This window comes from Pseudomonas sp. ABa2 (genome assembly GCF_056676075.1).
Map to the genome: position 1 here is coordinate 3,637,365 of NZ_CM155239.1, position 26,361 is coordinate 3,663,725.

Genomic DNA, 26,361 nt, shown 5'->3' on the forward strand with positions numbered 1-26,361 from the left:
ACCAGTCCCGGAAAGACAATTGAGTCTGCTACGCGCCCATCGCTCAGTACCTCGATGAGCATTGAGGCCCGACCTCTGTAGCTGCACCCACGGAACATGATCGACTCACCTTCATCCAGGATCGGCAACTCGTTAGACACGACGAGCCCTGCATCAAGCGTGAACTCAGCAACAACCATGATGCGCCTCCTGGCCGGCAGATTCCGGCGAGCAGACATGGGGCGACCTGCTGTAGAGGAATCATAGGTGATCTGCTTAACTTAAGCAACTTACGTAAGTGCGTCGTTTTCAACATGCTACCCGCTTGGCCTGAAACCAGTCTGTTGCGGTGCGATCAACCGAGCGAAGGCCTTCACAGGTTGAAAAGCGCACCTCACTTACGTAAGTTGCTGCTCTTAAATAACAATCAGGGCAACACGATGGTCAAACCGAATACCCCAACACAGAGCGCAGCAGTCTTTAAGCGCGTCACCTTCTCGCTGACAGACCAAATCAGTGAGGAAATTGATCGCCTCAGTCTGATTCCGCGTGGATTCCGGGCCTCTCGTTCGGATGTTGTCCGTGCCGGTGTAGCAGCCCTGGCAGACATGACTGAAGAGCAGGTCGTGGCTTTGCTGGACAAGGTTCGACGCGAATAAACGCGTGCTTCGAGGCCTTTCATGGCGTCTTGGGCAAGTGAGCCGAAGGAGGAGGATATTATCCACAGGCTCTGTGCGTAGAAGTAAGGTAGATAAAAGGTAGTAGCCAGTTTTTCTCTTTTTTTATTAATAAAATCAAATTGTTATAAGCGCTCTCTGCGATGCTATGCCACTGCTGCGCGACGCTATGCCACCCTGGAGCGACGCTATGCCATCAGAAGCGCGGCGCTATGCCGCTGCGTCAAAACGCTCGGGAGGCAGCCATAGAACCAACTGTGGCTTGCCCCGGCTGCTGTCCTGAATGCAGCCCCTTACGATGATCTCCAGACGCTCCAGCTCGCATACAGCTCGACCAAGGCTGTCACGGAAGTCTCTTAGGCGCCCGCCATATGCCATTTGGGCCCTGAGTCCCTCAAGTGCGTAACGTTGCACTCGGTCAGAGGACGTGGCGATCAGTCGCTGCAGCGTTTTGGCCATGTCCAGCCCGCGGCGGATCTGTAAACGCTTTCCCCAGTCAATCAGGCTGTACTCCCGATTTCCGAACATCAGAATCCAATGCGGGTCGAGCGTGTAGCAGTAGGTCTCGTTGTCATAGCTGAGGCTCTTAAGAATGTTGAATGACTCCATCATCCCAACCGTGTATCGGGTAGACCCATCTGGTTTGAGCGCCTCGAGGAACAACGTGGCCTGGCGTAAACGCTTCATGCTTCGATAAAGCCACTCGTATTGCGAGCTGCCGATGACTCCACGTTTGATCTTCCTGAGCAGTTGTTTGCGATTCAGCAGAACGGGGTCGCCAAGCGGGAACGGCTGGGCGAACGCGATCAACGCCATGATTAAGTCTCCATCCGCCTCATCCAGCTGCTCTCCCCTGTACTCCAGGACGCAATCTCGGCGTGTCACCATCCTGGTCTTCGAGTGTTCTTTCCGCTTATTGCGAGCGATCGGGGCAATCAGGCTCGACCGATTGAGGTGGTTTGGAAAGGCCCCGATGGCAAAACCGGGCAAGAACATGTGGCGGGAAGCAGCTTCTCCTTTCCCGTCATGAGAGCTCTCTTGGCGTGAGCGGGGCGCTACCTGCGCGGATTTGGCAGCGTTCCCAGGCCCGCGACGAATCTTTGCAATGCGCTCCTCATGACGACTCATCAAGGCCTTTGTCCAGCTGACGCAAGAACCTTGTCTGCGATCCAAGCATGGACATGCTCAGCAGGCCAGGCGACCGAATTCGGGCCAAGCCGTACCGGGGGCGGGAACTCGCCACTACGGATGAGTCGGTAGATCTGTGACTTGCTCAAACCAACCTGTGTGCAAACACCGGGGAGGCGTATCAGTGCGGGAGTTAAGGGGGATGCCAGTGCCATTCGAGGTCTCCATGAGTCCTGTTGAGATGGCTCTGGATTGAATGGCACGCGCCGGCAGAAAAAACCGAATTCGGGAAAACAGATGCGATGCTCTATGTCTCACCCTGTTTCGTCGGAAGGTACTTCGCCACCGTATCGGTGTCGGGGAAGTCGCTGATACCCAGTCGATCGGCAATGTATGTAAGGCCTTGAGCGGCTGAGAAAGGCCCCTGGTTCTGGACTCCTTTTGAGCAAAGTGTCGAGTTCAAGATCGTGCGCCGCGCACTCTCTTGGTTGGCGCTCGCAGTAAGCATCGCCATGAGAGCCCCAGTGAGTCGCTGCACAGTGAGTAGCTCTCGTGTGTTCAGGTGCGCTCTTGCTACTGGCTGGGCGTTTTCACCTTGCTTGCTGCCTGATACATCCGAGTGAATGAAGCGAGGTATCTGATCCCAGCCCCAATATTCCTCGATTAGCCTGGTCAACACCGATGGTGAAAAGTAGACAGCTGCATCAGAGGCACGGCACTCCTCGTCCAGATCGTCTTCGATCAAGATAAACGGCTCGCGTTTGCTCTTACTAAGAGCCTGAAGCTCAAAGTACCTGACGATCCGGGCGGTCTGAAATCCCCGGGAGCTGCGTCGAGCGGTTGGGTCGAGCACCTCTGCAGCCCAGCATGTGTTAGCGCTCAGTTGCGGATATTTGGTCTCAAGCCTCCGAAAGATATCTGCTGTCGCAAAGGCTGCCTCCTCATGGCTGCAGCCCAACTCCTGCCTGTAGTAGCCAATGAAATCGCACAGCCGAAGCGGATCACAACGCGTGACAAGTGGCCGGCGCTTAATGGGGGCGGCTTGAGGGCTAGTCATGCAGCTCATCCAGATGGTTGGCATACCATTGCAGCATCTCTCGTCGCCCCTCCAGATATTGAGCATGGTTGTAGGTGCCGCGAATACTGTTCTTGTCCACATGCGCTAACTGGGTTTCGACCCACTCGCTGGGGTACCCCTGTTCGTGCAGGGTGGTTGACATCGTATGGCGAAATCCATGACCAGTAGCGCGCCCGTCGTAGCCGGAACGCTTCAACAGTTGGTTGATGGCAGCCTCGCTCATAGGTTTTGCTGGGTCGTTACGGCCCGGGAATGCCAGCGTGTAGCCGCCAGTGATGCCTTGCAGTTCACGCAACGCGGCGACCGCCTGCCTGGAGAGCGGGACAAGGTGAGCACGGCGCATCTTCATACGCGCAGCGGGGATCAGCCAGAGTTCCCTATCGAGGTCAAACTCAGCCCATGGTGCCCCTCTCAGCTCGGCCGTTCGTACCCCTGTCAGAATTAGCAGACGGGTAGCGATCTTTACGACGTCATGCCCCGGACACGCCTGAATGCTGCGTATCAACTCCGGAACTTCAGCAATGGGCAAGAAGGGGTAGTGTCGGGACGTAGGGGTCTGCAGCGCCCCTCCCACGTCCGCGATTGGGTTGTACTCAGCGCGTCCCGTGGCAATCGCGAAACGGTAAACCTCTTGGCAACGTTGCCGAACCTTGCGCAGCTTCTCCAGGGCTCCGCGCGCCTCGATGCGACGGAAAACCTGTAGCCAGTGCATAGGCTTGATTTCGGTTAGCGGCAAGTTCCCCACCTGGGGAAATATGTCCAGCTCGAAAGCCTCCATAACGTCACCGGCATAACCTGCCGACCAGCGCGACGACTTATGCTGATGCCACTCCAATGCAAGGCTCTTGAATGTATTGGCGCGAGATATTGCCGCCTGGGCGCGCGCAACCTTCCGCTCAAGCCCAGGATGCCGCCCCTGCGCCACTAGCTGGCGAGCGTCAAAAGCAAGCTGCCTTGCCTGTGCGAGCGTCACCTTGTCGAGAGTGCCAAGGGAAATGTGCGACTGCTTGCCATCCAGGCGGAATCGGAAGCGCCAGGATTTGCCACCTGCCGCACGAATCCAGAGGAACAGACCGCCGCCATCTGCAAGGCCATAGTCCTTCTCGCGTGGTGCAGCATTCTTCACCTGCAGAGCCGTCAATGGCATGCTGAGTACCCATAGATTATTGAACAATCCAAAGGTACTCGCGGAGGTACTCAGAAGACAAGTGCTTGGATGAGACCGAATGGCACCGCATGAAACAAAAAGCCCGCACTAGGCGGGCTTCCTGAGAGATTCATGACACTGCTTGGCACTGCATGAATCTGTTTAATGGTGCCGGAGACAGGAGTCGAACCTGCGACCTTCGCATTACGAATGCGCTGCTCTACCAACTGAGCTACACCGGCGGAAGACGGCGGCATTATGCGAGTTGGCGCGGCGCGACTCAAGCCGCTGGCGGCTCAGCTGTCGAGCAGTTCGATGCGGTCGTCGCGGATGCGGATCAGCCCCTGCTTGTACAGGCCGCCGATGGCCTTCTTGAAGTTGCCCTTGCTGACGCGAAAATGTTCGGCGATCAGCTCGGGCGGGCTCTTGTCACCCAGCGCCAGGCTGCCGCCCTGGGCGCGCAGGCGTTCGAGAATCTGCTCGCCGAGGCCGCTGGCCGCCTCATGGCCCACCGGCTGCAGGCTCAGGCTGATCTTGCCGTCGGCACGCACTTCCTTGATATAGCCCTTCTCGCGCATGCCGTTGCGCACGAACTTGAACAGTTCGTTCTTGTGGATCAGGCCCCAGTGCTGGCCGTTGATAATGGCCTTGAAGCCCAGGTCGCTGCGCTCGACCACCAGCAGATCGACCTCCTGGCCCACCTGGTAATTGGCCGGGGTCTTGTCCAGATAACGGTCCAGACGCGCGGTGGCGGTGAGGCGGCGGGTGCGTTTGTCCAGGTAGAGGTAGACCACGCAGTAATCGCCGAGCTGCAACGGACGCTTCTCCTCGGAGTGCGGCAACAGCAGGTCCTTGGCCAGGCCCCAGTCGAGGAACAGGCCGATGCGGTTGATATCTACCACCTTGAGGCTGGCGAACTCGCCGAGCTGGATCTTCGGTTTCAGGGTGGTGGCGATCAGCTTGTCTTCGCTGTCGAGGTAGAGGAACACGTTGAGCCAGTCGTCCACCTCGCTCGGCGTGTCCTTGGGGATGTAGCGCTTGGGCAGGAGGATTTCGCCGTCCGCACCGCCGTCCAGGTACAGACCGAAGTCGGTGTGCTTAACCACCTGCAAAGAATTCATCCGCCCGATTAAGGCCATCGCGTTCCACCTCGCCAAAACAGCCGGCCATTCTACCCGAGTTCGGCTGTGCCAGGGTTGCTCGCGCGGTTAATCGACAGCCGGTCGAGAAGTGCTTTAAGTGCCTTGAAAACAAGCGATTAGCCGGCATCCAGGGCCTCGACGAGCGTCCCCGCCAGAGCGGTCCCAGACGATTAGGCGAGCAGGCGGCGCCCCGATCAGGCACAATGGCCGACCGCCCATCGTCGAGAGATAAGGTCATGGCCACCCTGCGCGTCAAGTCGTCCACCAGCAAAGTCAGCAAGCCGGCCCCTGCCGTGGAAACCCGCGAGTCCATCGAGGCCCAGGTGGCGGCCTTCCTCCAGGGCGGCGGCGAGATCCAGCAGATCGCCAAGGGCGTCAGCGGCCAGACCTACGGCGGCACCCGGCAGATCACCATCAGCAAGAAGTAATGCCCGCGGGTGCGCAGCGCGCACCCGGCATCCCCCTCCCCCCGCGTTACTCGCGCGCCAATCCCAGGCGCAGCAGTCGTCCGTCGCTCGCATCCGTCAGCACGTAGAGAAAGCCGTCCGGCCCCTGGCGCACGTCGCGAATGCGCGCCTTGAGCGGTTGCAGCAGACGCTCCTCGTGCACCACCTTGTCGCCGTCGAGTTGCAGGCGGATCAACGCCTGGCCGGCCAGCGCGCCGATGAACAGGTTGTGCCGCCAGGCCGGGAAACGCTCGGCGTCGTAGAAGGCCATGCCGCTGATGGCCGGCGATTTTTCCCAGACGTGGTGCGGCGGCTCGGTGCCGGCGACGGCCTCGCCCTTGGCCTCGGGAATCGGCAGCAGCGAGTAGTTGATGCCGTGAGTCGCCAGCGGCCAGCCGTAGTTCTTGCCCGCCTCGGGGATGTTGATCTCGTCGCCGCCGCGCGGGCCGTGCTCGTGGCTCCACAGGCGGCCGCTCCAGGGGTTGAGCGCCGCGCCCTGCTGGTTGCGGTGGCCGTAGGACCAGATTTCCGCACGGGCGCCGGCCTGGCCGACGAAGGGGTTGTCCGCCGGAATGCGCCCATCGGGATGGATACGCACCAGCTTGCCCTGCAGCTTGTCCAGCGCCTGCGCGGTGGGGCGCTGGTTGTTGTCGCCGAGGGCGATGAACAGGTGGCCGTCGCGGTCGAACACCAGGCGCGAGCCGAAGTGCGTGCCGCTGGACAGCTTGGGCTGCTGGCGGAAGATCACCTCGAAGCCCTCCAGCGCCGTGGCATCGGCGGACAAACGGCCGCGCCCGACCGCCGTGCCGGCCGCACCGTCACCGGCCTCGGCGTAGGACAGGTAGACCAGACGGTCGACGGCGAAATCCGGCGACAGCACCACGTCGAGCAAACCGCCCTGGCCCACCGCGAACACCTCGGGCACGCCGCCCAGCGGCGCCGACAAGGCGCCGTCCGGAGCGATCCGGCGCAGGCGTCCGGGACGCTCGGTCACCAGGTAACCCTGGCCATCCGGCAGGAAAGCCAGGCCCCAGAGGTTGGCCAGCCCCTCGGCAACGGTCTCGATCTGCAGCTGCCCCAGCTCGCTGGGCAGTTGGCGGGACTCGGCCAGGCTCGCCTGGCTGCTCAGCAGCGCTGCCAGGCCAAGGCTGGCAAGCAGGTGTGGACGCAACATCGGGGCTCCTCCATGCGAGTCGCGGAACGAGTCCGCATAGTGCTACAGCGGTACGGCCGAGGCAGCCCCGCAAAAGGTTTCGCCAGGTTTCAGTCGCTCAGGTAGCGACGTTCGATCAGCTGATAAGCACCGCTCGCGCGCAACTGGCGCAGGCCCTGGTCGAAGCGCTGGCACTGCGCCTCCAGGCGAAAGCCGACTCGGTAGGCGGTGGGGGGAAACAGCGGGTACCAGGCCAGCGGCTGGCTGACGTCGACCTGCTCGGCCACCTCGCGATTGAAATGCTGGATGATCCGCGGATCGCCGATCACCACCTCGACCCGGCCGCTGTAGAGCAGGCGGTTGCGATTGATCTGCAGGGCCTCCTCGCGGTAACGCGGATTGCCCTCGGCCATGCGTTGGAACTCCGCGCCCAGCAGCAGGCGGGCGCGCTGGAAGGCGCTGACCGAGTAGCCGCCCAGGTCGGCGATGCGTTCGATACGGTAGCCGCGCGCGGCCAGGCCGACGGCGGCGTTGTGGTAGTGGATATAGATGTCCGAGTAGAAGGCCTCGACGCCGCTGCGTTCGTTGGTGGTGGTGATGGCGTCGATCTCGCCGCGGCGCAGCATCAGGTGCAGGCGCTCCATGGGCGCGTAGTAGGCCGCCATGTCGAACCCCGCCAGGCGCGCGGCGCGGTCCACCAGCTCGTATTCCAGACCGCGCGGCTCGCCCTCGAACACGTAGGGCGGCTTGTGCGTGCCGAAACCGACGCGCAACGTCTCGCCGCACGCCCCCGCGGCCAGCCACAGCAACAGCACGCCTACCCAGCATCTGCACATGCCACGTCCCTGACTCGAACGAGCCCTGAGCATAGACGGCGCCGGCCGCCCATCACCAGAGTGGATGCACGGCGATTCATTCCGCTTTGCCCGCGCGCGGCTAGACTGGCTCCACGCATTTCTGCGCCTGCCCCAGGAGAATCATCATGCTCAAAGCCCAATACCAGCAACGCGGCCCGGTGCCGCAGGACGTGATCGAAGCGGTCGAGCTGCAATTGCCGGCGCCGGCCGCCGGCCAGGTGCGGGTCAAGGTGCTGGCCGCGCCGATCAACCCCTCCGACGTGCTGACCCTGACCGGCGCCTACGGCATGCTGCCGCCGCTGCCGGCCATCGGCGGCAACGAGGGCGTCGGTCGGGTCGAAACGCTCGGCGAGGGCGTCGGCAACCTCAAGGTCGGCCAGAACGTGCTGCTGCCGGTGGGCTGCGGTACCTGGGTCAGCGCCCTCAATGCGCCAGCCGACAAGCTGATCCCGCTGCCGGACGCCGACCCGCTGCAGCTGGCCATGCTCACCGTCAACCCGCCGACCGCCTCGCTGCTGCTCAGCGAGTTCGTCGACCTCAAGCCGGGCGACTGGGTGATCCAGAACGCCGCCAACTCCGGCGTCGGCAGCTACCTGATCCAGCTGGCCAAGCTGCGCGGCTTCAAGACCATCAACGTGGTGCGCCGCGAATCGGCCGTGGCCGGCGTCGAGGCCGAAGGCGGCGATCTGGTGCTGGTGGACGGCCCCGACCTGGCCAAGCGCGTGCGCGCGGCCACCGGCGGCGCCGACGTGCGCCTGGGCATTGATGCGGTGGGCGGCGCCAGCACCGACCATATCGCCGCGACCCTGTGCAACGGCGGCGTGCTGGTCAACTACGGCATGATGAGCGGCCAGCCGTGCCTGGTATCGCCGGCCTCCTTCGTGTTCCGCGACGTCACCCTGCGCGGCTTCTGGCTGGCCAAGTGGTTCCAGCAGGCCACGCCGGCCGAGCAGATGAAGGTGTTCGGCGAGCTGGTGCAGCTGATCGCCGGCGGCAAGCTGAAGACCCGCGTCGCCGCCACCTACGACCTGGCCCATATCAAGGACGCCGTGGCCGCGGCCGCCAGCGGCGAGCGCGACGGCAAGATCCTGCTGGTGCCCTGAGAAGGGTGCGCATGGCGCACCCTCCCCCCGAAGTTCACACGGCGCCCCTACTCCCTTAGGGTGCGCCGCGCGCACCATCCCACGATCAAGCCAAAGCAGCCCCAGCCAACCCCTCGCGCATGCGCAGCGCATCCTGCTGGAAACAGCGGGCGGCCTGCAGCAGCGCCAACAGGGTGAGAAACAGCGCCACAGGAATCAGCAGCATGGCGTCGTGCAGGCCGACGGCCTTGAACGCCTCGCTCATCTCGCTGGCGCCGGCCGCATGCATGGCTGCCTGGGCGTAGTGATCCGACAGCCAGCCCACCGCCAGTGGGCCGAGGCCGCCGCCGAGCAAGTACAGGCCGGCGAAGAACAGGGCCATGGCGGTGGCGCGCAGGCGCGGCTCGACCACGTCCTGGATCGCCGTGTAGACGCAGGTGTAGAAGTTGTAGGAGAACAGCCAGCCGAGGCTGAACACGCCGACGAACAGCGCCGTGTCGATGCGCCCGGCGCTCAGCGCCCAGGCGGTGCAGAGGCAGGCTAGCAGCATGCTGAAAGCCGCGAACAGCAGACGGCCATTGGCCCAGCGCTGGTGCACCTTGTCCGCCAGCCAGCCGCCCAGGGTCAGGCCGAGCAAGCCGGTCAGCCCGACTATCACCCCGGTGGCCATCGCCGCATCCTGCAACTGCAGACCGAAGTAGCGCTGCAGCATCGGCACCATGAAGGAATTGCAGGCATAGGAGGCGAAGTTGAACGCCAGCCCGGCCAGCACCAGCCACCAGAAGGTACGGATCGCCAGCACCTTGCGCAGCGGCTTGTCCACTGGCGCGCTACTGACCCGGGTGCTCTCCGCCGCACCGCGCGCCGGCTCGCGGATAAAGAACAGGAACAGGGCGAGGATCAGCCCCGGCACGGCGGCGATCAGAAAGGGCGCGCGCCAGCTGTCGAAGGCCTGGACCATGGCGCCGATGGTGAAGAAGGCCAGCAGCAACCCCAGCGGCAGGCCGAGCATGAAGATGCCCATGGCTCGCGCGCGCTTGTGCGCCGGGAACAGGTCGCCGATCAGCGAGTTGGCCGCCGGCGCGTAGCTGGCCTCGCCGATGCCGACGCCCATGCGGATCAGCAGGAAGCTCCAGAAATTCCAGGCCATGCCGTTCAGCGCGGTCAGCCCGCTCCAGGCGGCCAGGCCCCAGCCCATGATCTTGCGCCGGGCGCCGGTGTCGGCCATGCGCCCCAGCGGCACCCCGGCCAGGGCGTAGACGATGGTGAAGGCGGTGCCGATCAGCCCCAGCTGCAGGTCGCTGAGGCCCCATTCCAGGCGGATCGGCTCGATGATGATGGCGGGGATGGTGCGGTCGAAGAAGTTGAACAGGTTGGCGAGGAATAGCAGGAACAGGATGCGCCAGGCGTTGGACGCTTGCTGGTTGGGCTGCATGGCAATCTCTCTTGTTGTTGTCCACGTCGGGCCTACTGCGGTGGCGCCTACCTTGGCAGCACCGGCCGAACCTTGGGTGAGGGGCAATCTAGAGGCTTTGCCGCGGCTTGTCTGCGACTATTCGCTGGATTTATGCACATCGATGGGGCGTTGACGCCAAAAAATCGTCCATATCCAGCTGGAATAATGCGAAGCGCTTTATTCCGTGCTAGAACCATGGGGCTGGCCAATTCATGGCCAATGGCCAATACCCCACCGACTCGCCGGACTGTCACCGATGAAAACCAAGAAAGACGCCGTAGCCGCCGCCAAGGAAGCCACCCTGGCCGATCTCGCCGACACCCTGCTAGTGCCGCCCGCTCCGCTCGCGCTGCCGGTGCGCGGCGATACCGGCGAGCAGTACCTGTATTTCACCGAACGCGACATCGAGCGCATCCTCGATAACCTCGACGGCCTGCGCAACCTGGTCTTCCCCCTGGGCGAGCCACTGGACGAGGGCGAGTCGAGCCGCATCCAGCAGTTCCCCTCGGTGTGCCTGATCGGCCTCGGCCGCTGCGGCTCGAACATCGCCCTGGACGTCGCCTCGCTGGTGTACAACGCCCGCCAGTTCTACCTGGAGGAATTCCACAGCGAGGCCACCGCCGCCGCCGAGCAGGCCTCGCGGCCCAGCCGCTGGATTCGCAGCAACCTGCTGCGCGCCCCACACAAGAGCAGCAAGCCGGTGTTCCTGATCGAGCCGCTGGTGATGCTCGGCGACCTGGACAAGGACATCGAGGGCCGCATTCGCTTCTCGCGCAAGGGCGAGATGAGCGGCTTTCTCGACGACTACAGCAAGATGAAGATCATGGACCTGTCCGAGGTGCATGCCGGTGGCGCCGGCAACGCGCCGATCCTCGGCCAGTACCTGGCCAAGATCATCCTCAACAAGGACACCCAGCGCTTCTCCAACGAAGACTGGAAGTTCATCCACAGCTACCTGATCGACTCCTGCGGGATCAAGGCCAACCAGTCGCGCCTGTACTTCTATATCTTCAGCGCCGGCGGCGGCACCGGCTCGGGCATGGCCTCGGAGTTCGGCCTGGCGCAGCAGTTCGCCTACATGAGCAAGACCTTCGACAGCAAGGCCAACGTGGACGACGAGGCGCAGCGCGACCACGGTTTCGTCTTCGAGCCGATCTTCACCAGCGGCATCTGCATCCTGCCGAACATCTCCGACCAGCGCAGCGAGATGTCCGAAGCGCTGCACATCAACGCCGGGCGTCTGCTGTGCAAGTACCTGGCCGAGGAATGGGACTTCTCCTACAACTTCGACAACGAGCAGAGCAGCGCCGAGAGCGTGATGCGCCGCATCCGCCCGTGGAACGCCATGATGCTGATCTCCAACGACATCATGCGCTACGCCGAGGAGAGCGGCGACGGCAGCATCCACAACATCGACGTGACCGCCATGGAGCGCCACGCCAACCAGTACATCTCGCAGCAGATCTTCAACATCCTCACCGCCCAGGCGGTCACCGGCGACTACGACCAGAACTACTTCCGCCGCGCCGGCATCGACATCGGCGAGACCATCCGCCTCGACGCCAACGACCTGTTCATGAGCCTGGCCGGACCGGTGGCGGTGGCCTACGCCGAATCCGTGGTGCCCGAACAGCCGGCCCAGCTCTCGGAGAAATTCCGCGTGCTGGACAAGGAGCAGCACGCGCCGCGGCTGAACATCGACGACCTGTTCTTCCGCTCCATCGACCTGCCGCACTTCAACAAGGTGACCCAGGCCATCGAGGGCATCAGCCTGCTGCCGATCGAGTCCAAGCGTTATCGCCAGGCCCTGGAGCAGTACAAGGCCAGCGGCTACGACGCGACGCAGCTGAGCGAGCTGCACTTCTTCAAGAACTGCTCCTCGGTGGTGTCCATCGTCTCCCTGCCCAAGGACTACAAGCTGTCCTACATGGACCTGAACCGGCTCAAGACCCACCTCAACAACCTCTTCCCCAACACCACGCTCAAGCGCTACGCCCTGGTGATCGGCGCCTCGGCCAACCTGTCGCTGACCACCCTGATCGTCAAGAGCCCGTGCCTGTCGGACGACTTCCTGACCCTGATCGTCGCCTACATCAAGCGCTGCTTCGCCCGCGACCAGTACCGCTTCGACGACAGCCTGGACGACGCCATGCTCGATTTCATCGTCGCCGAGCACTTCGACGAGGCCAAGCTCGATGCCATGCTCAACGAGCACGAGGACCCGGCGAAGATCCTCGACACCAACTGGTACGCGATCAAACCGATGTACGAGAAGAAGTACCGCGAGCTGATCCACGACGCCGACAAGTTCGTCTCGATCAACGACATCCGCCTGAGCCGCGGCAGCGTCAAGCAGGCGATCAAGTACCTGCGCGAGATCTACCGCCACCGCATCGGCAAGACTCGGGTGATCTCGCTCAACGATTACGGTAAAAGCGACTGACTTGGCACGTTTGTGCTTGACTGAGGAGGGCGTCGGGGCTGCACTGCGGGGGGTGGCTATGGATGGGTGGTCGATTCGGTTTCTCGCGCAGCTGCCCGAGCAGGGCCAGCTGCTGCTGGACTGCAGCCACGATCCCTGGCTGACGGTGCTCGCCTACCTGGTCGCCACGGCCGGCAGCCTGGGCACCCTGGCGATAGTCGAGCACCTCGACCAGGTGCCGCAGCGCGGCATGCGCCTGGCCTGGGGCCTGGTCGGCGCGCTGTGCCTGGCCGGCGGCATCTGGTCGATGCACTTCATCGGCATGCTGGCCTTCCGCGCGCCGCTGGCCATCCATTACGACCTGGCCACCACCCTGCTGTCGTTGCTGGTGGCCCTGGCCGCCGCCCTGCTCGCCCTCTACTGCATGGCCCAGCGCGACGCCGGCCTCGGCCGCCGCGCCCTGGCCGCGGCGATCATCGGCCTGGGCATAGCCGCCATGCACTACAGCGGCATGGCCGCCATGCGCTCGACGGCGCAGGCCTACTACCACGGCGGGCTGTTCGCCCTGTCCATCGTCATCGCCATCGGCGCCAGCCTCGCCGCGCAGCTGCTGGCCCATCATCGGCGCAGCAGCAGCGCACCCTACCGCCACTGGCTGAAGTACTCGGCCGCGCTGGTGATGGGCGCCGCCATCACCGCCATGCATTTCACCGGCATGGCGGCGCTGCACCTGGTGGTGCCGCAAGGCGCCACGCTCGAGGTGCAGGGCGCCGACAACAGCCTGCAGCTGGGGCTGAGCGTGGCCGTCATCACCCTGGCGGTGGTCGCCCTGAGCCTGGTGGCGTCCTGGGCCAACCGCAAGCTGGACGACAAGGAGCGCGACCTGCAGCGGGTCAACCACCTGCTGGCGCAGCTCGACCAGGCCAAGGCCTCGCTGGAACAGGCGGCGCACTTCGACCCGCTGACCGAGCTGCTCAACCGCCGCGGCTTCAACCGGGTGTTCGCCGCCACCCTGGAGGAACACGCCATAGTCGGCCGCGGCCTGGCGGTGATGTTCCTCGACATCGATCACTTCAAGCGGATCAACGACACCCTCGGCCACGCCGCCGGCGACGACCTGCTGCGGGTGGTCGCCCAGCGCATCCGCGGCGCCCTGCGCGAGCGCGACCTGATCGCCCGCTTCGGCGGCGACGAGTTCTGCGTGGTCGCCAGCCTCGACAGCAACGCCGCGCCGCGCGTCCTGGCCCAGCGTCTGCTGGAGCAGATGAAGGAACCGATAGAGCTGGCCGGGCGCAAGATCGTGATGACCACCAGCATCGGCATCAGCCTGTTCCCGCGCGATGGTGGCGGCGCCGACGAGCTGCTCAAGCATGCCGACCTGGCGCTGTACCAATCCAAGGGCAGCGGACGCAACGTGGTGCACTTCTTCAACCCGCACCTGAAACAGAAGGCCTCGTTCGAGCTGCAACTGGAGGAAGACCTGCGCCAGGCGCTGCAACAGGACAACGGCCTGACCCTGTTCTACCAGCCGATCATCGACCTGCGCAGCGGCGCCCTGCACAAGCTGGAGACGCTGGTGCGCTGGCGCCACCCGCAGCACGGCCTGCTCACCCCGGAGCGCTTCATCGCCATCGCCGAGACCAACGGCTTTATCGACCAGCTCGACGACTGGGTGCTGCGCCGCGCCTGCCACGACCTGCGCAGCCTGGACGAGATGGGCTATCCGGGACTGAAGGTGGCGGTCAACTGCTCGGCGCTGAACCTGGGCAACGACCAGTTGCCCGGACGCATCGCGCAGATCCTGCACGACAGCCGCTGCCCGGGGCAGAGCCTGGAGCTGGAGGTCACCGAAAGCGCGCTGCTGAGCAATATCAACCGCGCCATCGGCCTGCTGGATAGCATTCGCGCCCTGGGCGTGAGCCTGTCGATCGACGATTTCGGCACCGGCTATTCGTCCCTGGCCTACCTGCGCCGCCTGCCGCTGGACACCCTCAAGGTCGACCGTTCCTTTATCCAGGACCTCGCTGCCTCCAGCCAGGACCGCGAGATCGTCCACGCGATCATCGCCATGGCCCATGCCCTGCGCCTGAAGGTGGTGGCCGAGGGCGTGGAAACCAGCGAGCAACTGGCCTTCCTGCAGGAGCGCGACTGCGATCAGGTGCAGGGCTACCTGTTCAGCAAGCCGCTGCCGCTGGAAGAGATCGTCAGCCTGTTCCCCCCGCACTACCGGCCGCTGGAGCGGGTGGGCACACGGTTCTAGCGCCAGCCATCCCCGGAGTGCATCCGGGCTCCGTCCTATCGACCGAAACACGCCGAGCCAAAAAAGCTCGCCGCTGAAGCGTCTCCTACATCAGCGGCACAGATACGGTGGGAGGGGCTTTAGCGGCGACGCGGAAAAGCGCCATTCAAACACCGCCCGCGTACTCCCTGAACGGCTGCAACCAGCCCAGGCTGGCCTGGGTACCCGCCTCGCCCGGCTTGTACTCCGCCCCCAGCCAAGCGCCGTAGCCGCTCTCGCGCAGCGCACGCAGCAACGCCAGGAAGGCCAGCTCGCCGGTGCCCGGCGCACCGCGGCCGGGGCAGTCGGCGAACTGCACGTGGCCGATGCGCCCGGCCAACAGGCGCATGCCGGCGACCAGGTCCAGCTCCTGACGGGCCATATGGTAGAGGTCGTACTGCGCCGCGAGATTCGGGTGATTCACCGCGCGCAGCAGCTCGTCCAGCTGCTGAGGGGTGTTGATCAGGAACCCCGGCATGTCGATGGGGTTGATCGCCTCCACCAGCACACGGATGCCGAGCAGGGCGAAGGCCTCGGCGCTCTGGCGCAGGTTGGCGGCCAGGCAATCCAGTGCCTGCTCGCGGCTGACGCCCGCGGCCAGGCGTCCGGGCAGCACGTTGACGCAGGCCGGGCGCGCCATGGCGGCGTAGGTCAGGGCCTGCTGCAGGGCGGCGTCGAACTCGGCCTGACGCGCCGGCACCGCGGCCAGGCCAGCGCCGCCGCTCATCAGGTCGCCGGCCGGCAGGTTGATCAGCACCAAGGGCAGGCCGGCACGCGCCAGCGCCTCCTGCAGGGCGATGGCCGGCAGCTCGTAGGGAAACTGGATCTCCACGCCGTCGAAACCGGCCGCCGCGGCCGCCTGGATACGCTCGCGCAGCGGCAGCTCGGTGAACAGCAGCGACAGGTTGGCGGCGATCTTCATGCCTCGCTCCCGCGCAGCAGCTCGACCAGAGTGGCCGGGTCGCGCTGCAGATTGCCCTGGCTGCCATGCAGGCGCATCAGCTGCGCCGCCAGGCCGCTCATCGGCGTGGCGCTGCCCTGCTCGCGCGACAGCTTGACCGCGGTGTCGAGGTCCTTGAGCAGGGTGCGCACGTGCCACTTGACCGGCTCGAAGCGGCTCTCGGCCATCTGCGGGGCGAGGATCTGCAGCGGCTTGGAGTCGGCGAAACCGCCGGCCAGCGCCGGCGCGATCAGGCTGGCGTCGACCCCGGCCTTCTCCGCCAGGGCCACCACCTCGGCGATCACCAGGGCGTTGCAGGCGACGATCATCTGGTTGCACACCTTGGTCACCTGGCCGGCGCCCACCTCGCCCATGCGCGTCAGGCGCTGGCCCAGGTGGGCGAGAATCGGCCGCACCCGCTCCACATCCTCCTCGCGGCCGCCGGCCATGATCGCCAGGGTGCCGGCCTCGGCGCCGGGGGTGCCGCCGGACACCGGCGCATCGACCCAGCGCATGCCGGTGCGCGCCTGAAGCTCCGCCGCCATCTCGCGGGTGGCGGCCGGCTCCAGGCTGGAGAAATCCACCAGCAGCTGGCCGGGCCGCGCGCCCTCGACTATGCCGCCGGGGCCGAACACCACCTCGCGCACCACCTCGGTGTTGGCCAGGCAGAGCATCACCACATTGGCCTCGCGGCACAGCTCGGCCGGCGTCTCCACCCGGTGCGCGCCCTGCGCCAGCAGTGGCGCGCACTTGTCCGTCGAGCGGTTCCACAGAGTCAGCGGGTAGCCGGCGGCGAGCAGGCGGCGGGTCATCGGCAGGCCCATCAGGCCGATCCCGGCGAAGGCCAGGGCGGGCAGCGTAGCGGTCATCGAGCAGCTCCTGAAACAGGGGAAAAACGCCATCTTAACCACAGAGTCAGGCCGGCGGCAGCGCAAGCCTGCTGCATCCTGGCCCTCGGCTCACTATACTCCGCGCGCTTTCCCCGCTATTGAACCGGAGAACCCGTCATGCTCAAGCACACCCTGGCGCTCGCCGCCGGCCTCGCCCTGTCCGTTTCCGCCGTCTTCACCCAGGCCGCCGAGGTCCTCAAGGTCTCGGCCATCCCCGACGAAGCCCCCACCGAACTGCTGCGCAAGTTCAAGCCGCTGGGCGCCTACCTCGAACAGCAGTTGGAGATGAAAGTCGAATTCGTCCCGGTGGCCGACTACGCCGCAGTGGTCGAGGCGCTGGCCGCCGACCGCGTCGACATGGCCTGGCTGGGCGGCTTCACCTTCGTCCAGACGCGCCTGAAGACTGGCAACGCCGTGCCCCTGGTGCAGCGCGCTGAGGACGAGCAGTTCACCAGCAAGATCATCAGCGCCGACCCGGCGGTGAAATCGCTGCAGGACCTCAAGGGCAAGACCTTCGCCTTCGGCTCGGTGTCCTCCACCTCCGGCAGCCTGATGCCGCGCTACTTCATGCTCAAGGACGGCATCAAGCCGGAAGACTTCTTCAGCCGCATCGCCTACTCCGGCGCCCACGACGCCACCGCCGCCTGGGTCCAGGCCGGCAAGGCCGACGGCGGCGTGCTCAACGCCAGCGTGTGGGACAAGCTGGTCGCCGCCGGCAAGGTCGACGTCGACAAGGTCAAGGTGATCGCCACCACCCCGCCCTACTACGACTACAACTGGACCGTGCGCGGCAACCTCGACGCAGAGCTGCAAGGCAAGATCAAGGCCGCCTTCCTCGCCCTCGACCCGGCCAACCCCGAGCACAAGGCCATCCTCGAGCTGCAGGCCGCCAGCCGCTTTATCGAGACCAAGGTCGAGAACTACGCCGGCATCGAGGAAGCTGCTCGCGCCGCCGGCCTACTGAAGTGAGCATCGCCCTGCGCGGCGTGGGCCTGACCCACGCCGACGGCACGCGCGCGCTCGACGGCATCGACCTGAGCCTGGCGCCCGGCGAACGGGTGGCCATCATCGGCCCCTCGGGCGCCGGCAAGACCAGCCTGCTGCGCCTGCTGGCGAGCAACTTGGTGCCCAGCAGCGGCCAGCTCGAACTGCTCGGCGAAGATCCCTGGCGCCTCGGCAACCGCGCCCGCCAGCGCCTGCGCGCGCGCATCGGCCTGATCCACCAGGCACCACCGCTGCCGCCGCGGCAACGGGTGGTCACCGCGGTGCTGGCCGGCAAGCTCGGCCAGTGGCCGCTGGCCAAGGGCCTGCTCAACCTGCTGCACCCGCTCGACGCCGCCGGCGCCCAGGCCGCCCTGGCGCGCCTGGATATCGCCGACAAGCTGTTCCAGCGCTGCGACCAGCTGTCCGGTGGCCAGCTGCAACGGGTCGGCATCGCCCGCGTGCTGTACCAGGCGCCACAGCTGATCCTCGCCGACGAGCCGGTGTCGGCCATGGACCCGGTGCTGGCCGGCCACACCCTGGCGGTGCTCAACCAGGAGGCGGCCAGCCGCGGCATGACCCTGCTGGCCAGCCTGCACGCGGTGGAGCTGGCCCTGGCACATTTCCCGCGGGTGATCGGCCTGCGCGACGGGTGCATCGTCTTCGACCTGCCGCCGGCGGCCATCGAGCCGGCGGCGCTGGAGGCGCTGTACGCCAACGAACAGCTGCAGCCGCTGCCGGCCTCGCTGCCGGTGCAGCCGCTCACGGTACAGATCCCGCGATGCTGAGCCGCTCCCCGCGCGACCCGGCCGCCCTGCCGCGGCTGCTGATCACCCTGCTGGCGCTGCTGCTGTTGTGGCCGGGGCTCGGCTTGAGCGAGCTGAACCTGGGCGTGCTGTTCGACGGCGACAACGCCCGCAGCATGGGCAACTTCCTTGCCGACTTCTGGCCGCCGGCGCACGACGGCGAGTTCCTCGCCCTGCTCGGCCGCGCCACCCTGGAAACCCTGGCCATCGCCACCGCCGGCATGAGCCTGGCGCTGCTGATCGCCCTGCCCGCGGCCCTGCTGGCCAGCCGCGCGCTGTCGCTGTCGGCGCTGCACCGCGGCGGCCGTCCGGCCTGGTGGGCGAATCTCGCGCGCTGGCCGGTGCGCGGCCTGCTGATCTTCCTGCGCAGCGTGCCGGAGATCGTCTGGGCACTGCTGTTCGTCCGCGCCGTCGGCCTCGGCCCGACCGCCGGGGTGCTGGCCATCGCCATCACCTACGCCGGCATGCTCGGCAAGGTCTACGCGGAAATCTTCGAGTCGGTCGACGCCCGCCCCAGCCGCGCCCTGCTGCTGGCCGGCAGTGGCCGCCTGAGCGCCTTCGCCTACGGCGTGCTGCCCAATGCCGCGGGAGAGATGCTGTCCTACACCGTGTACCGCTGGGAATGCGCGATCCGCGCCTCGGTGGTGATGGGCTTCGTCGGCGCCGGCGGCCTCGGCCAGCAGATCGACCTGTCGATGCGCATGTTCGCCGGCGGCGAGGTGGCCAGCATGCTGCTGGTGTTCCTCGCCCTGGTGCTGCTGGCCGACCAGCTCAGCCGCCTGCTGCGCGCGAGGCTGCTATGAGAACCGGCAACCTGATTCTGCTCGCCGCCCTGATCGCCGCGGTGATCGCTTCCTTCCTCTACCTGGGCATCGACCTGGCCGGCCTGGTTGGTGGCGACAGCCTGACGCAGATGGCCAGGTACGCCGGCGGCTTTATGCAGCCGGACTTCTCCGCCGCGCACCTGCAGGCCATCGGCCGCGGCGCCCTGGAAACCCTGGCCATGTCCGCCATCGGCACCCTGCTCGCCGCCCTGCTAGGCCTGGCCCTGGCGCTGCCGGCCGCCGGGCGTTTCGGCGGCTTTGCCCTGCATGCCACACGCCTGCTGCTCAACGCCCTGCGCGCCATCCCCGAACTGGTGTGGGCCGCGCTGATGGTGCTGGCCGCCGGCCTCGGCCCCAACGCCGGCACCCTGGCCCTGGCCCTGCACACCGCCGGCGTGCTCGGCCGGCTGTTCGCCGAGGCGCTGGAAAACACCCCGCGCGAACCGGCCGAAGCCATCCGCCTGAGCGGCGGCGGGCGCATCAATGCCTTCTGCTACGGCACCCTGCCCGGCGTCTGGCCGCAACTGGTGGCCTATACGCTATACCGCTGGGAGAACAACATCCGCATGGCCAGCGTGCTCGGCTTCGTCGGTGCCGGTGGCCTGGGGCAGATGCTCTACGTGTCACTCAGCCTGTTCCAGGAAGCCCAGGCGGCCACGATAATCCTCGCCATGCTGGTGCTGGTGCTGGCAGTGGACGGCCTGAGTGGTTGGGCGCGGCAGAGATGGGTGAGTGGTTGAGTTGACCTGTGCTTCATTCAGCGCCAGAGGCTCGAAAGGCCCAGCCCCAGCCACAGCTGCTGAAACTGGGCATGCCGAGCAGTGAACCACACCACCACGCCCCGCAGGTGACGCCCATGGCCACACGCGCCTTCGCTGCCTGGCTGATGCCCTCGCCAGAGCAGATCGCCCCTGAGTCAGGGGGCCTGCGCCCCAGAACGCGCCCTCACCACTAGCGATTCGTCCGCCAGTCATCTGGAGAACACCTGAGCGCCGATCTCATTCTCCACAACGGCCGCCGGCACACGGTCGACCGCGAGAAACCCCAGGCCAGCGCGCTGGGCGTCGCCGTTGCCTGCGGCAGACGCCCTATATTTCGCTAGGGTTCCTGTAAGCCCTGGCGGCCAGGGCAATTCCGGTCATGTTGCTGCCGGTGCTGGCGGTGAATGGGTTGAGTATTTGGGGGGAGGCAGAGGTAACAGGCAACAACCGGCCAGAAGCAGACGATCACTATTTCCGGTTTGAGGCCATGTCTGCCGCGAATACCAGAGACTGCGCGAGCTACGTGAGGTCGCATTTGAATAATGCGATTAACTACCTAGCCTGACTGTTCGATTCAGTTGAACCGGATGCCCGAGAATCGGCTACGAGAGCGATGAACTCACGCACCCATCTGAAGCCGGCGTGCCCATCCGACCGCTCATGCCAGAACATGCCGATCGCAAAACCCTCCACCGGCAATGGGGGGGCTACGCACAGCAGCTGCTCGCCACGACCTTCTACGAGACGACGTGGAACCAGGGCCACACAATCCGACTGCGCGACCAACTCCGGCACCGGAAGGAATGACGAGGCTGACAGAACTACGTTACGCCGCAGCCCCCGCGCTACCAAGGCGTTATCCACCGAGGTAGAGAAGCCTCCGCCGCGTAGTGACACCACGACATGTTCCAGCTGCGCGAACTCCTCCACAGACAGGTCCGCGCGCAGGCTTGGATGCCCACGGCGCCCGATCAGCACGTAACTCTCATCATAGAGGTGTTGCGAGCGCAGTGCGGGCGGAGCCCCGTTCATGTTTATCACGGCCAGATCCACCTCGCCGCGGGTCATCTGCAGCTCCAGCTGTGGCACGTCCAGGATGCGCAGTGCGATACGGACACCCGGCGCTTCGCGTCGCATGGCGACAACGAGATGCTTGATCAAGGCCGCCTGCACGTAATCCGTGCAGGCGATTGATACCGTCAGGCTCGCCGTCGCGGGCTCGAAATTCAGGTGAGTAGTTACGGTGGCCCTTACTTGGTCAAGTGCTTGGCGAAGCGGGACGAGCAGCTCCAAGGCTTTGACGGTGGGGGTCATTCCACGCTGCGCGGGGATCAGAAGAGGGTCGTTGAAGACGTCGCGCAGGCGGCTCAACTGCGCGCTGACCGCTGGCTGGCTCAAATGCAGACGGGCAGCCGCCCTAGTCACGTTCTGCTCGATGAGAAGGGCCTCCAACGTCACAAGCAGATTGAGATCAAGGCGTCTGGTATCCATCGAGCTTATGCTAGCAGGAAAATTTTGCGATTTCACAGATGGTCCGAGCCCCGCGACACTCCAGCGACATCACAGCGGAGCGGTCCTTCATGTCGAAAAGAGTACTGATCATCTATGCCCATCCCGAGCCTTCGTCGCTAACGCGGCAACTGGTGGATGTGTCTGTTGAATGCTTGACTGCACAAGGGCACGAGGTCCTGCAATCCGATCTATATGCCATGGGCTGGAAAGCAACGTTCGACGAGCACGACTTTCCTGAGCGGGCCAACCCTCAGCGGCTGTCGTTCGGCGCAGAGTCCGCCCACGCCTATCGTCATCGCCGCCAAAGCCCTGACGTGGCGGCAGAGCAGGACAAGGTCTTAGCGGCAGATGCTGTCATCTTCCAGTTTCCACTTTGGTGGTACGGCATGCCGGCCATCATGAAGGGATGGATAGATCGCGTCTGGGCAGCCGGACTCGCCCACGGCTACAAGGACGCTAGCAATGCCTACCGCTATGGTGACGGGGCCTTCAAGGGCAAGCGGGCCATGCTGTCGGTCGCTGTCGGCGGCCCCGCAGAAGACTACTCGCCGCGCGGTATCAACGGACCACTTGAGCAATTGCTGTTTCCGATCACGCACGGCTCGCTCTACTTTCCCGGGTTCGATGTGCTGCCTACGTTCGCCATATACGGCACTGGCAACTTGACCGCCGCAGGTGCTACCGCAGCCAAAGAGGCTTGGCGCACCCGTCTCGAGGATTTGTTCACAGACGCGCCAATACCCTTCCGGCCCCAAAACGGAGGAGATTACACTCCCCGCAATGAGCTTAAACCGCATGTGGCCGTCGGCCAGACCGGCCTAATGGCGCACGTTGCGTATGGCGAAACAGCCCAGCGGCAGCAGCTGGAAACGGAGGGGGCGTTATGAAAACCTTCGTGATCCTGACTCGCCGCGCTGATGGAGCGGCAGAGGACTTCAAGCGACTGGCGAAACCGGAGGTAGTGCACGTTTGGCAAGGCTTCGCTGACGGTATTGTTCGCGCAGTCCATGGGCTGGCCGCTGGTCCCGGCGCAGCGTTTGAGCTGGAGTCCGCCACCTTCGAAGAAGCCCGTGCGTACATCGAGGCGCTGCCTTACGTCAAAGAGAATCTGCTCCACGTGCAGTATTGTGCGCTCAAGCCCTTCTCGGACTACGAGAGACTCGTTTCCTCGTGACTAACGATCAGCGAAACCCCGTTTGAACGGCGCTGCTTGCTGCAGCAAGATTTGCTCGCAGCATGCACGCTGCGCTAAGCCGGGATTCGTTTGATGCGAGGTGGGCTGGAGCAATACGCTTTCGGCCTCTCTCAAGGCGCAAGTAATGAGCCAGACGTGGGTGCCCGTGCGCTGCGCTCTATCTAATCGATGTGAATCAATTCCCCGGAGCAGGCCTTAGGCCTACACCGGGGTGTCGTAGTGCCCAATAGCAAATTTCTCAATTGCGGTACGCGAAACAGCCAGTTGCTGAGCTTATGAGGCAGCGGCGCGCAGTGGCGCTATGAAGAAACCAAGTCGTTCCTGCTTCATCATTTGAACGTTGATAGGCGGTGGTGAGCTTCACCACCTGACTACCCAGCGCAGCCCAGCAGTCCTCTCATGGATGCTCACCGCTGGCTGGAAAAGTTCAAAAGGCGAAGCAGGAACAGCCGAGCGTGCTCCGGTAGCCTTGGCGATTATTCACTTGCACATTGCTGCGGCGCCCAGGGTCGTGCTGGTGCGCAGGGACTCTTTTGCCCGGATATGACGGCTACCGGCCAGGCATCAGCGGCACGGCCAGCGAAGCCAAGCTTGGAGGTGACGGCAGAAGGTGCAAGGCGGACCAGATGGAGCCGGCGGGGCCGAGCAAACCGCCGGCAGCGCAAATGCCGCGGCGACGTTCATCGTGAATATCCTGACTCAGGATCGTTCCTCTCATGGTCGTGAGACCTCAACCAGATGCCAAAGGCGCGCGTGGCCATGGGCATCAGCACGTACACCACCAGCAGGACGATACTCAGAGTGATGAGTGCATTGCTCAGCAGGTAACCGCCGAGCCAGGGAACAAGCTGGAACAGAGGTTGCCAAAGCAGCGGCATCAGCAGGCTCAGAGGCAGAATCACGAGAAAGGTTACGCTGCTTTGTTTCCAGCGTGGCGGAGGTGCTTGGACGGTTTCAGGTACGAACCAGAAATCCTTGCCTTGAGCGATCTCCAACTGGTCGCCATCGCAAAGAAGCGGTACGACCTCGGCTACTAGCTGGCGCCTTTGTTCCGAGCGAATCCAGTTTTGCAGCTGCTCTAAGCTGGTGAAACGCAGCACGCATGTGAACTGTGCCACGTCGGGTCGCCAGCTACGTATCACGTCCACCCCGAGGTGGCCGGGGCATTGGTTGGCGGTGGCGATGATGCGACGCAACCAGGTCTCGTAGCCCGGCACGTGGTTTGGGCGAACCTGATGGCGCACCACCAGGGTTACGGCTTCAGGTTGCGTCTCGCTCATGTTGGATACTCTGCTCAAAGCCTTGGCCTTATCGATCCAGCGGCGCGCATCGATGCGTGCCACCGGTCGAGTCAAGGGCCGTTCGGTCGTTATGGGGCCAGGTACTTCTCGTTCTAGCCGTGTAGCTTGGATGCGATCCGAGCAACGTGTTCGCCCTGATGACGTGCTATTTCCAGCTCACGCTCATCTGGCTGCCTGGAACCGTCGCCACCGGCAACGGTAGACGCACCATAGGGAGTACCCCCTCCTACCTTGGAGACATCAAACAGCGCTGGGGTGGTATAGCCGATCGGCACGATGATCATTCCGTGATGGGCCAACGTGGTCCAGGTGGAGGCAATGGTCATCTCCTGGCCACCGCCCGTTCCGGTTGAGGTAAACACGCTGGCGACCTTTCCTGCCAGAGCACCTTGGGCCCAGAGCCCGCCTGTTCGGTCGAGGAAGTTGCGCATTTGTCCGGACATGTTGCCGAAGCGCGTCGGGGTGCCAAAGATGATTGCATCGAAATCGGCCAGGTCTGACGGCAATGCCTCTGAGGCACTCTGATTCGTCTTGCCGCCTGCTGCGGCAAAGGCTTCCGGACTCATCGTTTCAGGAACCCGTTTGATCACAACCTCCGTTCCCGGAACGCTGCGGGCACCTTCGGCGACCTTGTTCGCCATGGTCTCAATGTGGCCATACATGGAGTGATAGAGCACTAAAACTTTAGCCATTGCCATTTCCTCTGGATAACGTGCTGTTTATAGATGCGGCGCTGGTTTACACCTGGGCATCCATCAGGCCTGGATTGAGCGTGATCGTTCTGATCTCGGTGAAGTCGTCAATCGCAGCCACACCATTCAGACGGCCGAGGCCCGACTGCTTGCAACCGCCCTCCTCGGTGTCTTCGCCGAGTGCACCCCACTCGTTGATCCAGACCATACCCGCCTCGATCCGGGGCGCGATCCGCAACGCTTTGGAGAGATCGCGCGTCCAGATGCTCGCTCCCAGGCCATAGATGCTGTCGTTGGCCAACGCAACGGCGTCCTGTTCCGTCGCAAACCTCTGCATGGTGACCACCGGCCCGAACGTCTCTTCCTGGACGATCGGCATCGTCGGATCGCTTACCTCCAGAAACGTGGGGCGAAAGAATGCGCCTTTCGACAGCGGGCCTTCGACCACCGGACCACCTCGCACAATGCTCTGCGCGCCTTGCGCAATGGCGCGCTCAACCAGGTTATCGACGCGCTCGACGTTCTCGCGGTCGATCATCGGGCCCATGTCGCTGGACAGGTCTGCCGCAGGCCCGACCTTTACCGCACGCAGGCGTTCGGCAAAGCGCTTGCGAAACTCGTCGGCGATCCCTTCCTGCACGATCACCCGCTGCCCCGTCACACAGAACTGGCCCGCAAACACCGTCACTGACTTCTCCAGGATGGGTAGCGCGAGATCGAGATCGGCATCGTCGAACACGATCGATGGCGTCTTACCACCGAGCTCCAGCCCAACGCGCTTGAAGTGCGGTGCGGCGCTGAGCGCGATCGCCTTGCCGGTGCCAGTGCTACCGGTAAAGCTGATGATCGGCACCTCCGGCGAGGCGACGAGATGCTTGGCGCCATCGCCAGTCTCGTCGGTAAAGACATTAATCACGCCGCGGGGCAGTGCCGTTACGTTGCTGAAGATCTGGGACAGGGTCGAGGCGATCTGCGCGCTCTTGCCCGGCACCTTGACGATTACCGCACAGCCGGCCGCCAACGCAGGTGCGAGTGATCGTACCGTCAGGATTATCGGGGAATTCCACGGCACGATGATTCCCGCCACGCCCATTGGCTGGCGCATCATCATCGCGATTCTGCCCGGTCTGGAGTCCACCACCCGTCCGGCCTCAGTGCGGGCGATACCGGCAAAATATCGCAGTGACGGCGCGCAGAGATCGACTTCGAAGCTGGCCTCGCGTTGAATCTTGCCGTTTTCGGTGCAGAGGATCTTGATGAGCTCGCCCCGATTGCGTTCGAACGCGTCTGCAAGGTTGTCGAGCACGCGCGCGCGCAGCTTGCGATCGTGCACCCAATCGGTCTCGTGCATGGCGCGTTTCGCCGCGGCGATGGCCGCTTCGGCGGTTTCAACACCCCCTTCGGCATAGGTACCTATGACCTCATAGGTGGCAGGGTTGATGGATCCACGGATCGTATCCGCGCCCATCCACTCGCCACCGACCCAATTCAACGCATGTCGGGAGGTGTGCGGGGTATGAATATTCATGGCTAACTCCTGCGTGTTGCCTGGTGTGAAGTATCGGGCCCTGTCCCCGCATGGCTGCGATCCGTTCGGTGACCATTAGGTCACCC

The 26,361-nt window shown here is 64.4% G+C and carries 25 protein-coding genes and 1 tRNA gene; 11 read left to right on the top strand and 15 right to left on the bottom strand.

The window, feature by feature from the left end; genetic code table 11:
• The first annotated feature begins 359 nt into the window (after nt 1–359).
• The gene (locus tag AC1G9C_RS17645) at nt 360–638 is read left to right on the top strand and encodes a ribbon-helix-helix domain-containing protein (protein WP_139134158.1); all 279 of its coding nucleotides are present in this window, start codon (nt 360–362) and stop codon (nt 636–638) included.
• A 228-nt stretch (nt 639–866) separates the two neighbouring features.
• On the opposite strand, the gene AC1G9C_RS17650 is transcribed toward AC1G9C_RS17645, so the two are convergent.
• From AC1G9C_RS17650 to AC1G9C_RS17675, 6 genes are all read right to left on the bottom strand, one after another.
• Nucleotides 867–1,472, bottom strand: coding sequence for a hypothetical protein (locus AC1G9C_RS17650; RefSeq protein WP_237257936.1), 606 nt, complete (start codon nt 1,470–1,472; stop codon nt 867–869).
• A 311-nt stretch (nt 1,473–1,783) separates the two neighbouring features.
• Nucleotides 1,784–1,999, bottom strand: a complete 216-nt coding sequence (locus AC1G9C_RS17655; protein WP_192315274.1) for a helix-turn-helix transcriptional regulator — start codon at nt 1,997–1,999, stop codon at nt 1,784–1,786.
• Between the two features lie 92 nt (nt 2,000–2,091).
• Nucleotides 2,092–2,841, bottom strand: coding sequence for a hypothetical protein (locus AC1G9C_RS17660; RefSeq protein WP_225580255.1), 750 nt, complete (start codon nt 2,839–2,841; stop codon nt 2,092–2,094).
• Nucleotides 2,834–4,009 carry a tyrosine-type recombinase/integrase gene (locus AC1G9C_RS17665; protein ID WP_192315272.1) on the bottom strand — a complete coding sequence of 392 codons (1,176 nt, stop codon included), beginning with the start codon at nt 4,007–4,009 and terminating at the stop codon, nt 2,834–2,836. Before AC1G9C_RS17665 ends, AC1G9C_RS17660 begins: the two co-directional genes overlap by 8 nt.
• Nucleotides 4,010–4,175: 166 nt before the next feature.
• Nucleotides 4,176–4,251 (bottom strand) — tRNA-Thr (locus AC1G9C_RS17670).
• A 54-nt stretch (nt 4,252–4,305) separates the two neighbouring features.
• Nucleotides 4,306–5,148, bottom strand: coding sequence for a CvfB family protein (locus tag AC1G9C_RS17675; protein WP_480408347.1), 843 nt, complete (start codon nt 5,146–5,148; stop codon nt 4,306–4,308).
• A gap of 239 nt (nt 5,149–5,387) precedes the next feature.
• Between AC1G9C_RS17675 and AC1G9C_RS17680 the strand changes: the two genes are divergently transcribed.
• Nucleotides 5,388–5,579, top strand: a complete 192-nt coding sequence (locus tag AC1G9C_RS17680; protein ID WP_021441765.1) for a hypothetical protein — start codon at nt 5,388–5,390, stop codon at nt 5,577–5,579.
• 46 nt (nt 5,580–5,625) lie between these two features.
• Here AC1G9C_RS17680 and AC1G9C_RS17685 read toward each other — a convergent pair whose 3' ends face one another.
• Nucleotides 5,626–6,771 carry a PQQ-dependent sugar dehydrogenase gene (locus AC1G9C_RS17685; RefSeq protein ID WP_480408348.1) on the bottom strand — a complete coding sequence of 382 codons (1,146 nt, stop codon included), beginning with the start codon at nt 6,769–6,771 and terminating at the stop codon, nt 5,626–5,628.
• Between the two features lie 89 nt (nt 6,772–6,860).
• The gene (locus tag AC1G9C_RS17690; protein WP_480408349.1) at nt 6,861–7,586 is read right to left on the bottom strand and encodes a substrate-binding periplasmic protein; all 726 of its coding nucleotides are present in this window, start codon (nt 7,584–7,586) and stop codon (nt 6,861–6,863) included.
• A 146-nt stretch (nt 7,587–7,732) separates the two neighbouring features.
• On the opposite strand from AC1G9C_RS17690, the gene AC1G9C_RS17695 reads away from it, so the two are divergent.
• Nucleotides 7,733–8,710 carry a zinc-dependent alcohol dehydrogenase family protein gene (locus tag AC1G9C_RS17695; RefSeq protein ID WP_480408350.1) on the top strand — a complete coding sequence of 326 codons (978 nt, stop codon included), beginning with the start codon at nt 7,733–7,735 and terminating at the stop codon, nt 8,708–8,710.
• A gap of 85 nt (nt 8,711–8,795) precedes the next feature.
• On the opposite strand, the gene AC1G9C_RS17700 is transcribed toward AC1G9C_RS17695, so the two are convergent.
• Nucleotides 8,796–10,124 (bottom strand): spinster family MFS transporter, encoded by a 1,329-nt coding sequence (locus tag AC1G9C_RS17700; protein ID WP_021441769.1) that lies wholly within the window; start codon nt 10,122–10,124, stop codon nt 8,796–8,798.
• Between the two features lie 277 nt (nt 10,125–10,401).
• Here AC1G9C_RS17700 and AC1G9C_RS17705 point away from each other — a divergent pair, with 277 nt between their 5' ends.
• Nucleotides 10,402–12,588, top strand: a complete 2,187-nt coding sequence (locus tag AC1G9C_RS17705; RefSeq protein ID WP_480408351.1) for a hypothetical protein — start codon at nt 10,402–10,404, stop codon at nt 12,586–12,588.
• Between the two features lie 58 nt (nt 12,589–12,646).
• Entirely contained in the window at nt 12,647–14,827 is a 2,181-nt protein-coding gene (locus AC1G9C_RS17710; protein ID WP_480408352.1) for a putative bifunctional diguanylate cyclase/phosphodiesterase, read from the top strand.
• Between the two features lie 145 nt (nt 14,828–14,972).
• On the opposite strand, the gene AC1G9C_RS17715 is transcribed toward AC1G9C_RS17710, so the two are convergent.
• Nucleotides 14,973–15,767 (bottom strand): hydroxypyruvate isomerase family protein, encoded by a 795-nt coding sequence (locus tag AC1G9C_RS17715; protein ID WP_122107464.1) that lies wholly within the window; start codon nt 15,765–15,767, stop codon nt 14,973–14,975.
• Nucleotides 15,764–16,654 (bottom strand): NAD(P)-dependent oxidoreductase, encoded by an 891-nt coding sequence (locus AC1G9C_RS17720; RefSeq protein WP_122107465.1) that lies wholly within the window; start codon nt 16,652–16,654, stop codon nt 15,764–15,766. Before AC1G9C_RS17720 ends, AC1G9C_RS17715 begins: the two co-directional genes overlap by 4 nt.
• Before the next feature lie 138 nt (nt 16,655–16,792).
• Between AC1G9C_RS17720 and AC1G9C_RS17725 the strand changes: the two genes are divergently transcribed.
• From AC1G9C_RS17725 to phnE, 4 genes are read left to right on the top strand one after another with little or no spacing between them, the layout of a single operon-like run.
• On the top strand, nt 16,793–17,644 hold the full coding sequence (locus tag AC1G9C_RS17725) for a putative selenate ABC transporter substrate-binding protein (protein WP_122107466.1): 852 nt from the start codon (nt 16,793–16,795) through the stop codon (nt 17,642–17,644).
• Entirely contained in the window at nt 17,641–18,444 is an 804-nt protein-coding gene (locus tag AC1G9C_RS17730; protein WP_480408353.1) for a phosphonate ABC transporter ATP-binding protein, read from the top strand. Before AC1G9C_RS17725 ends, AC1G9C_RS17730 begins: the two co-directional genes overlap by 4 nt.
• Nucleotides 18,438–19,265, top strand: coding sequence for a PhnE/PtxC family ABC transporter permease (locus AC1G9C_RS17735; protein WP_122107468.1), 828 nt, complete (start codon nt 18,438–18,440; stop codon nt 19,263–19,265). The genes AC1G9C_RS17730 and AC1G9C_RS17735 overlap by 7 nt, the downstream gene beginning before the upstream one ends.
• Entirely contained in the window at nt 19,262–20,026 is a 765-nt protein-coding gene (gene phnE, locus AC1G9C_RS17740) for a phosphonate ABC transporter, permease protein PhnE (protein WP_480408354.1), read from the top strand. The genes AC1G9C_RS17735 and phnE overlap by 4 nt, the downstream gene beginning before the upstream one ends.
• Before the next feature lie 573 nt (nt 20,027–20,599).
• Here the strand turns inward: phnE and AC1G9C_RS17745 are convergent.
• Nucleotides 20,600–21,538, bottom strand: coding sequence for a LysR family transcriptional regulator (locus AC1G9C_RS17745; protein ID WP_480408355.1), 939 nt, complete (start codon nt 21,536–21,538; stop codon nt 20,600–20,602).
• Nucleotides 21,539–21,627: 89 nt separating this feature from the next.
• On the opposite strand from AC1G9C_RS17745, the gene AC1G9C_RS17750 reads away from it, so the two are divergent.
• Entirely contained in the window at nt 21,628–22,446 is an 819-nt protein-coding gene (locus tag AC1G9C_RS17750; protein ID WP_480408356.1) for an NAD(P)H-dependent oxidoreductase, read from the top strand.
• Nucleotides 22,443–22,733 carry a YciI family protein gene (locus AC1G9C_RS17755; protein WP_480408357.1) on the top strand — a complete coding sequence of 97 codons (291 nt, stop codon included), beginning with the start codon at nt 22,443–22,445 and terminating at the stop codon, nt 22,731–22,733. The genes AC1G9C_RS17750 and AC1G9C_RS17755 overlap by 4 nt, the downstream gene beginning before the upstream one ends.
• A 701-nt stretch (nt 22,734–23,434) precedes the next feature.
• On the opposite strand, the gene AC1G9C_RS17760 is transcribed toward AC1G9C_RS17755, so the two are convergent.
• The 3 genes from AC1G9C_RS17760 to AC1G9C_RS17770 are packed head-to-tail and all read right to left on the bottom strand — an operon-like array spanning nt 23,435 to nt 26,275.
• Nucleotides 23,435–24,097: an antibiotic biosynthesis monooxygenase gene (locus AC1G9C_RS17760; protein ID WP_480408358.1), complete on the bottom strand. Its 663-nt coding sequence runs from the start codon at nt 24,095–24,097 to the stop codon at nt 23,435–23,437.
• A 50-nt stretch (nt 24,098–24,147) separates the two neighbouring features.
• A complete protein-coding gene (wrbA, locus tag AC1G9C_RS17765; protein ID WP_480408359.1) occupies nt 24,148–24,747 on the bottom strand; it encodes an NAD(P)H:quinone oxidoreductase in 600 nt (199 codons plus the stop codon).
• 46 nt (nt 24,748–24,793) lie between these two features.
• A complete protein-coding gene (locus AC1G9C_RS17770) occupies nt 24,794–26,275 on the bottom strand; it encodes an aldehyde dehydrogenase family protein (protein WP_480408360.1) in 1,482 nt (493 codons plus the stop codon).
• Nucleotides 26,276–26,361: the final 86 nt, after the last annotated feature.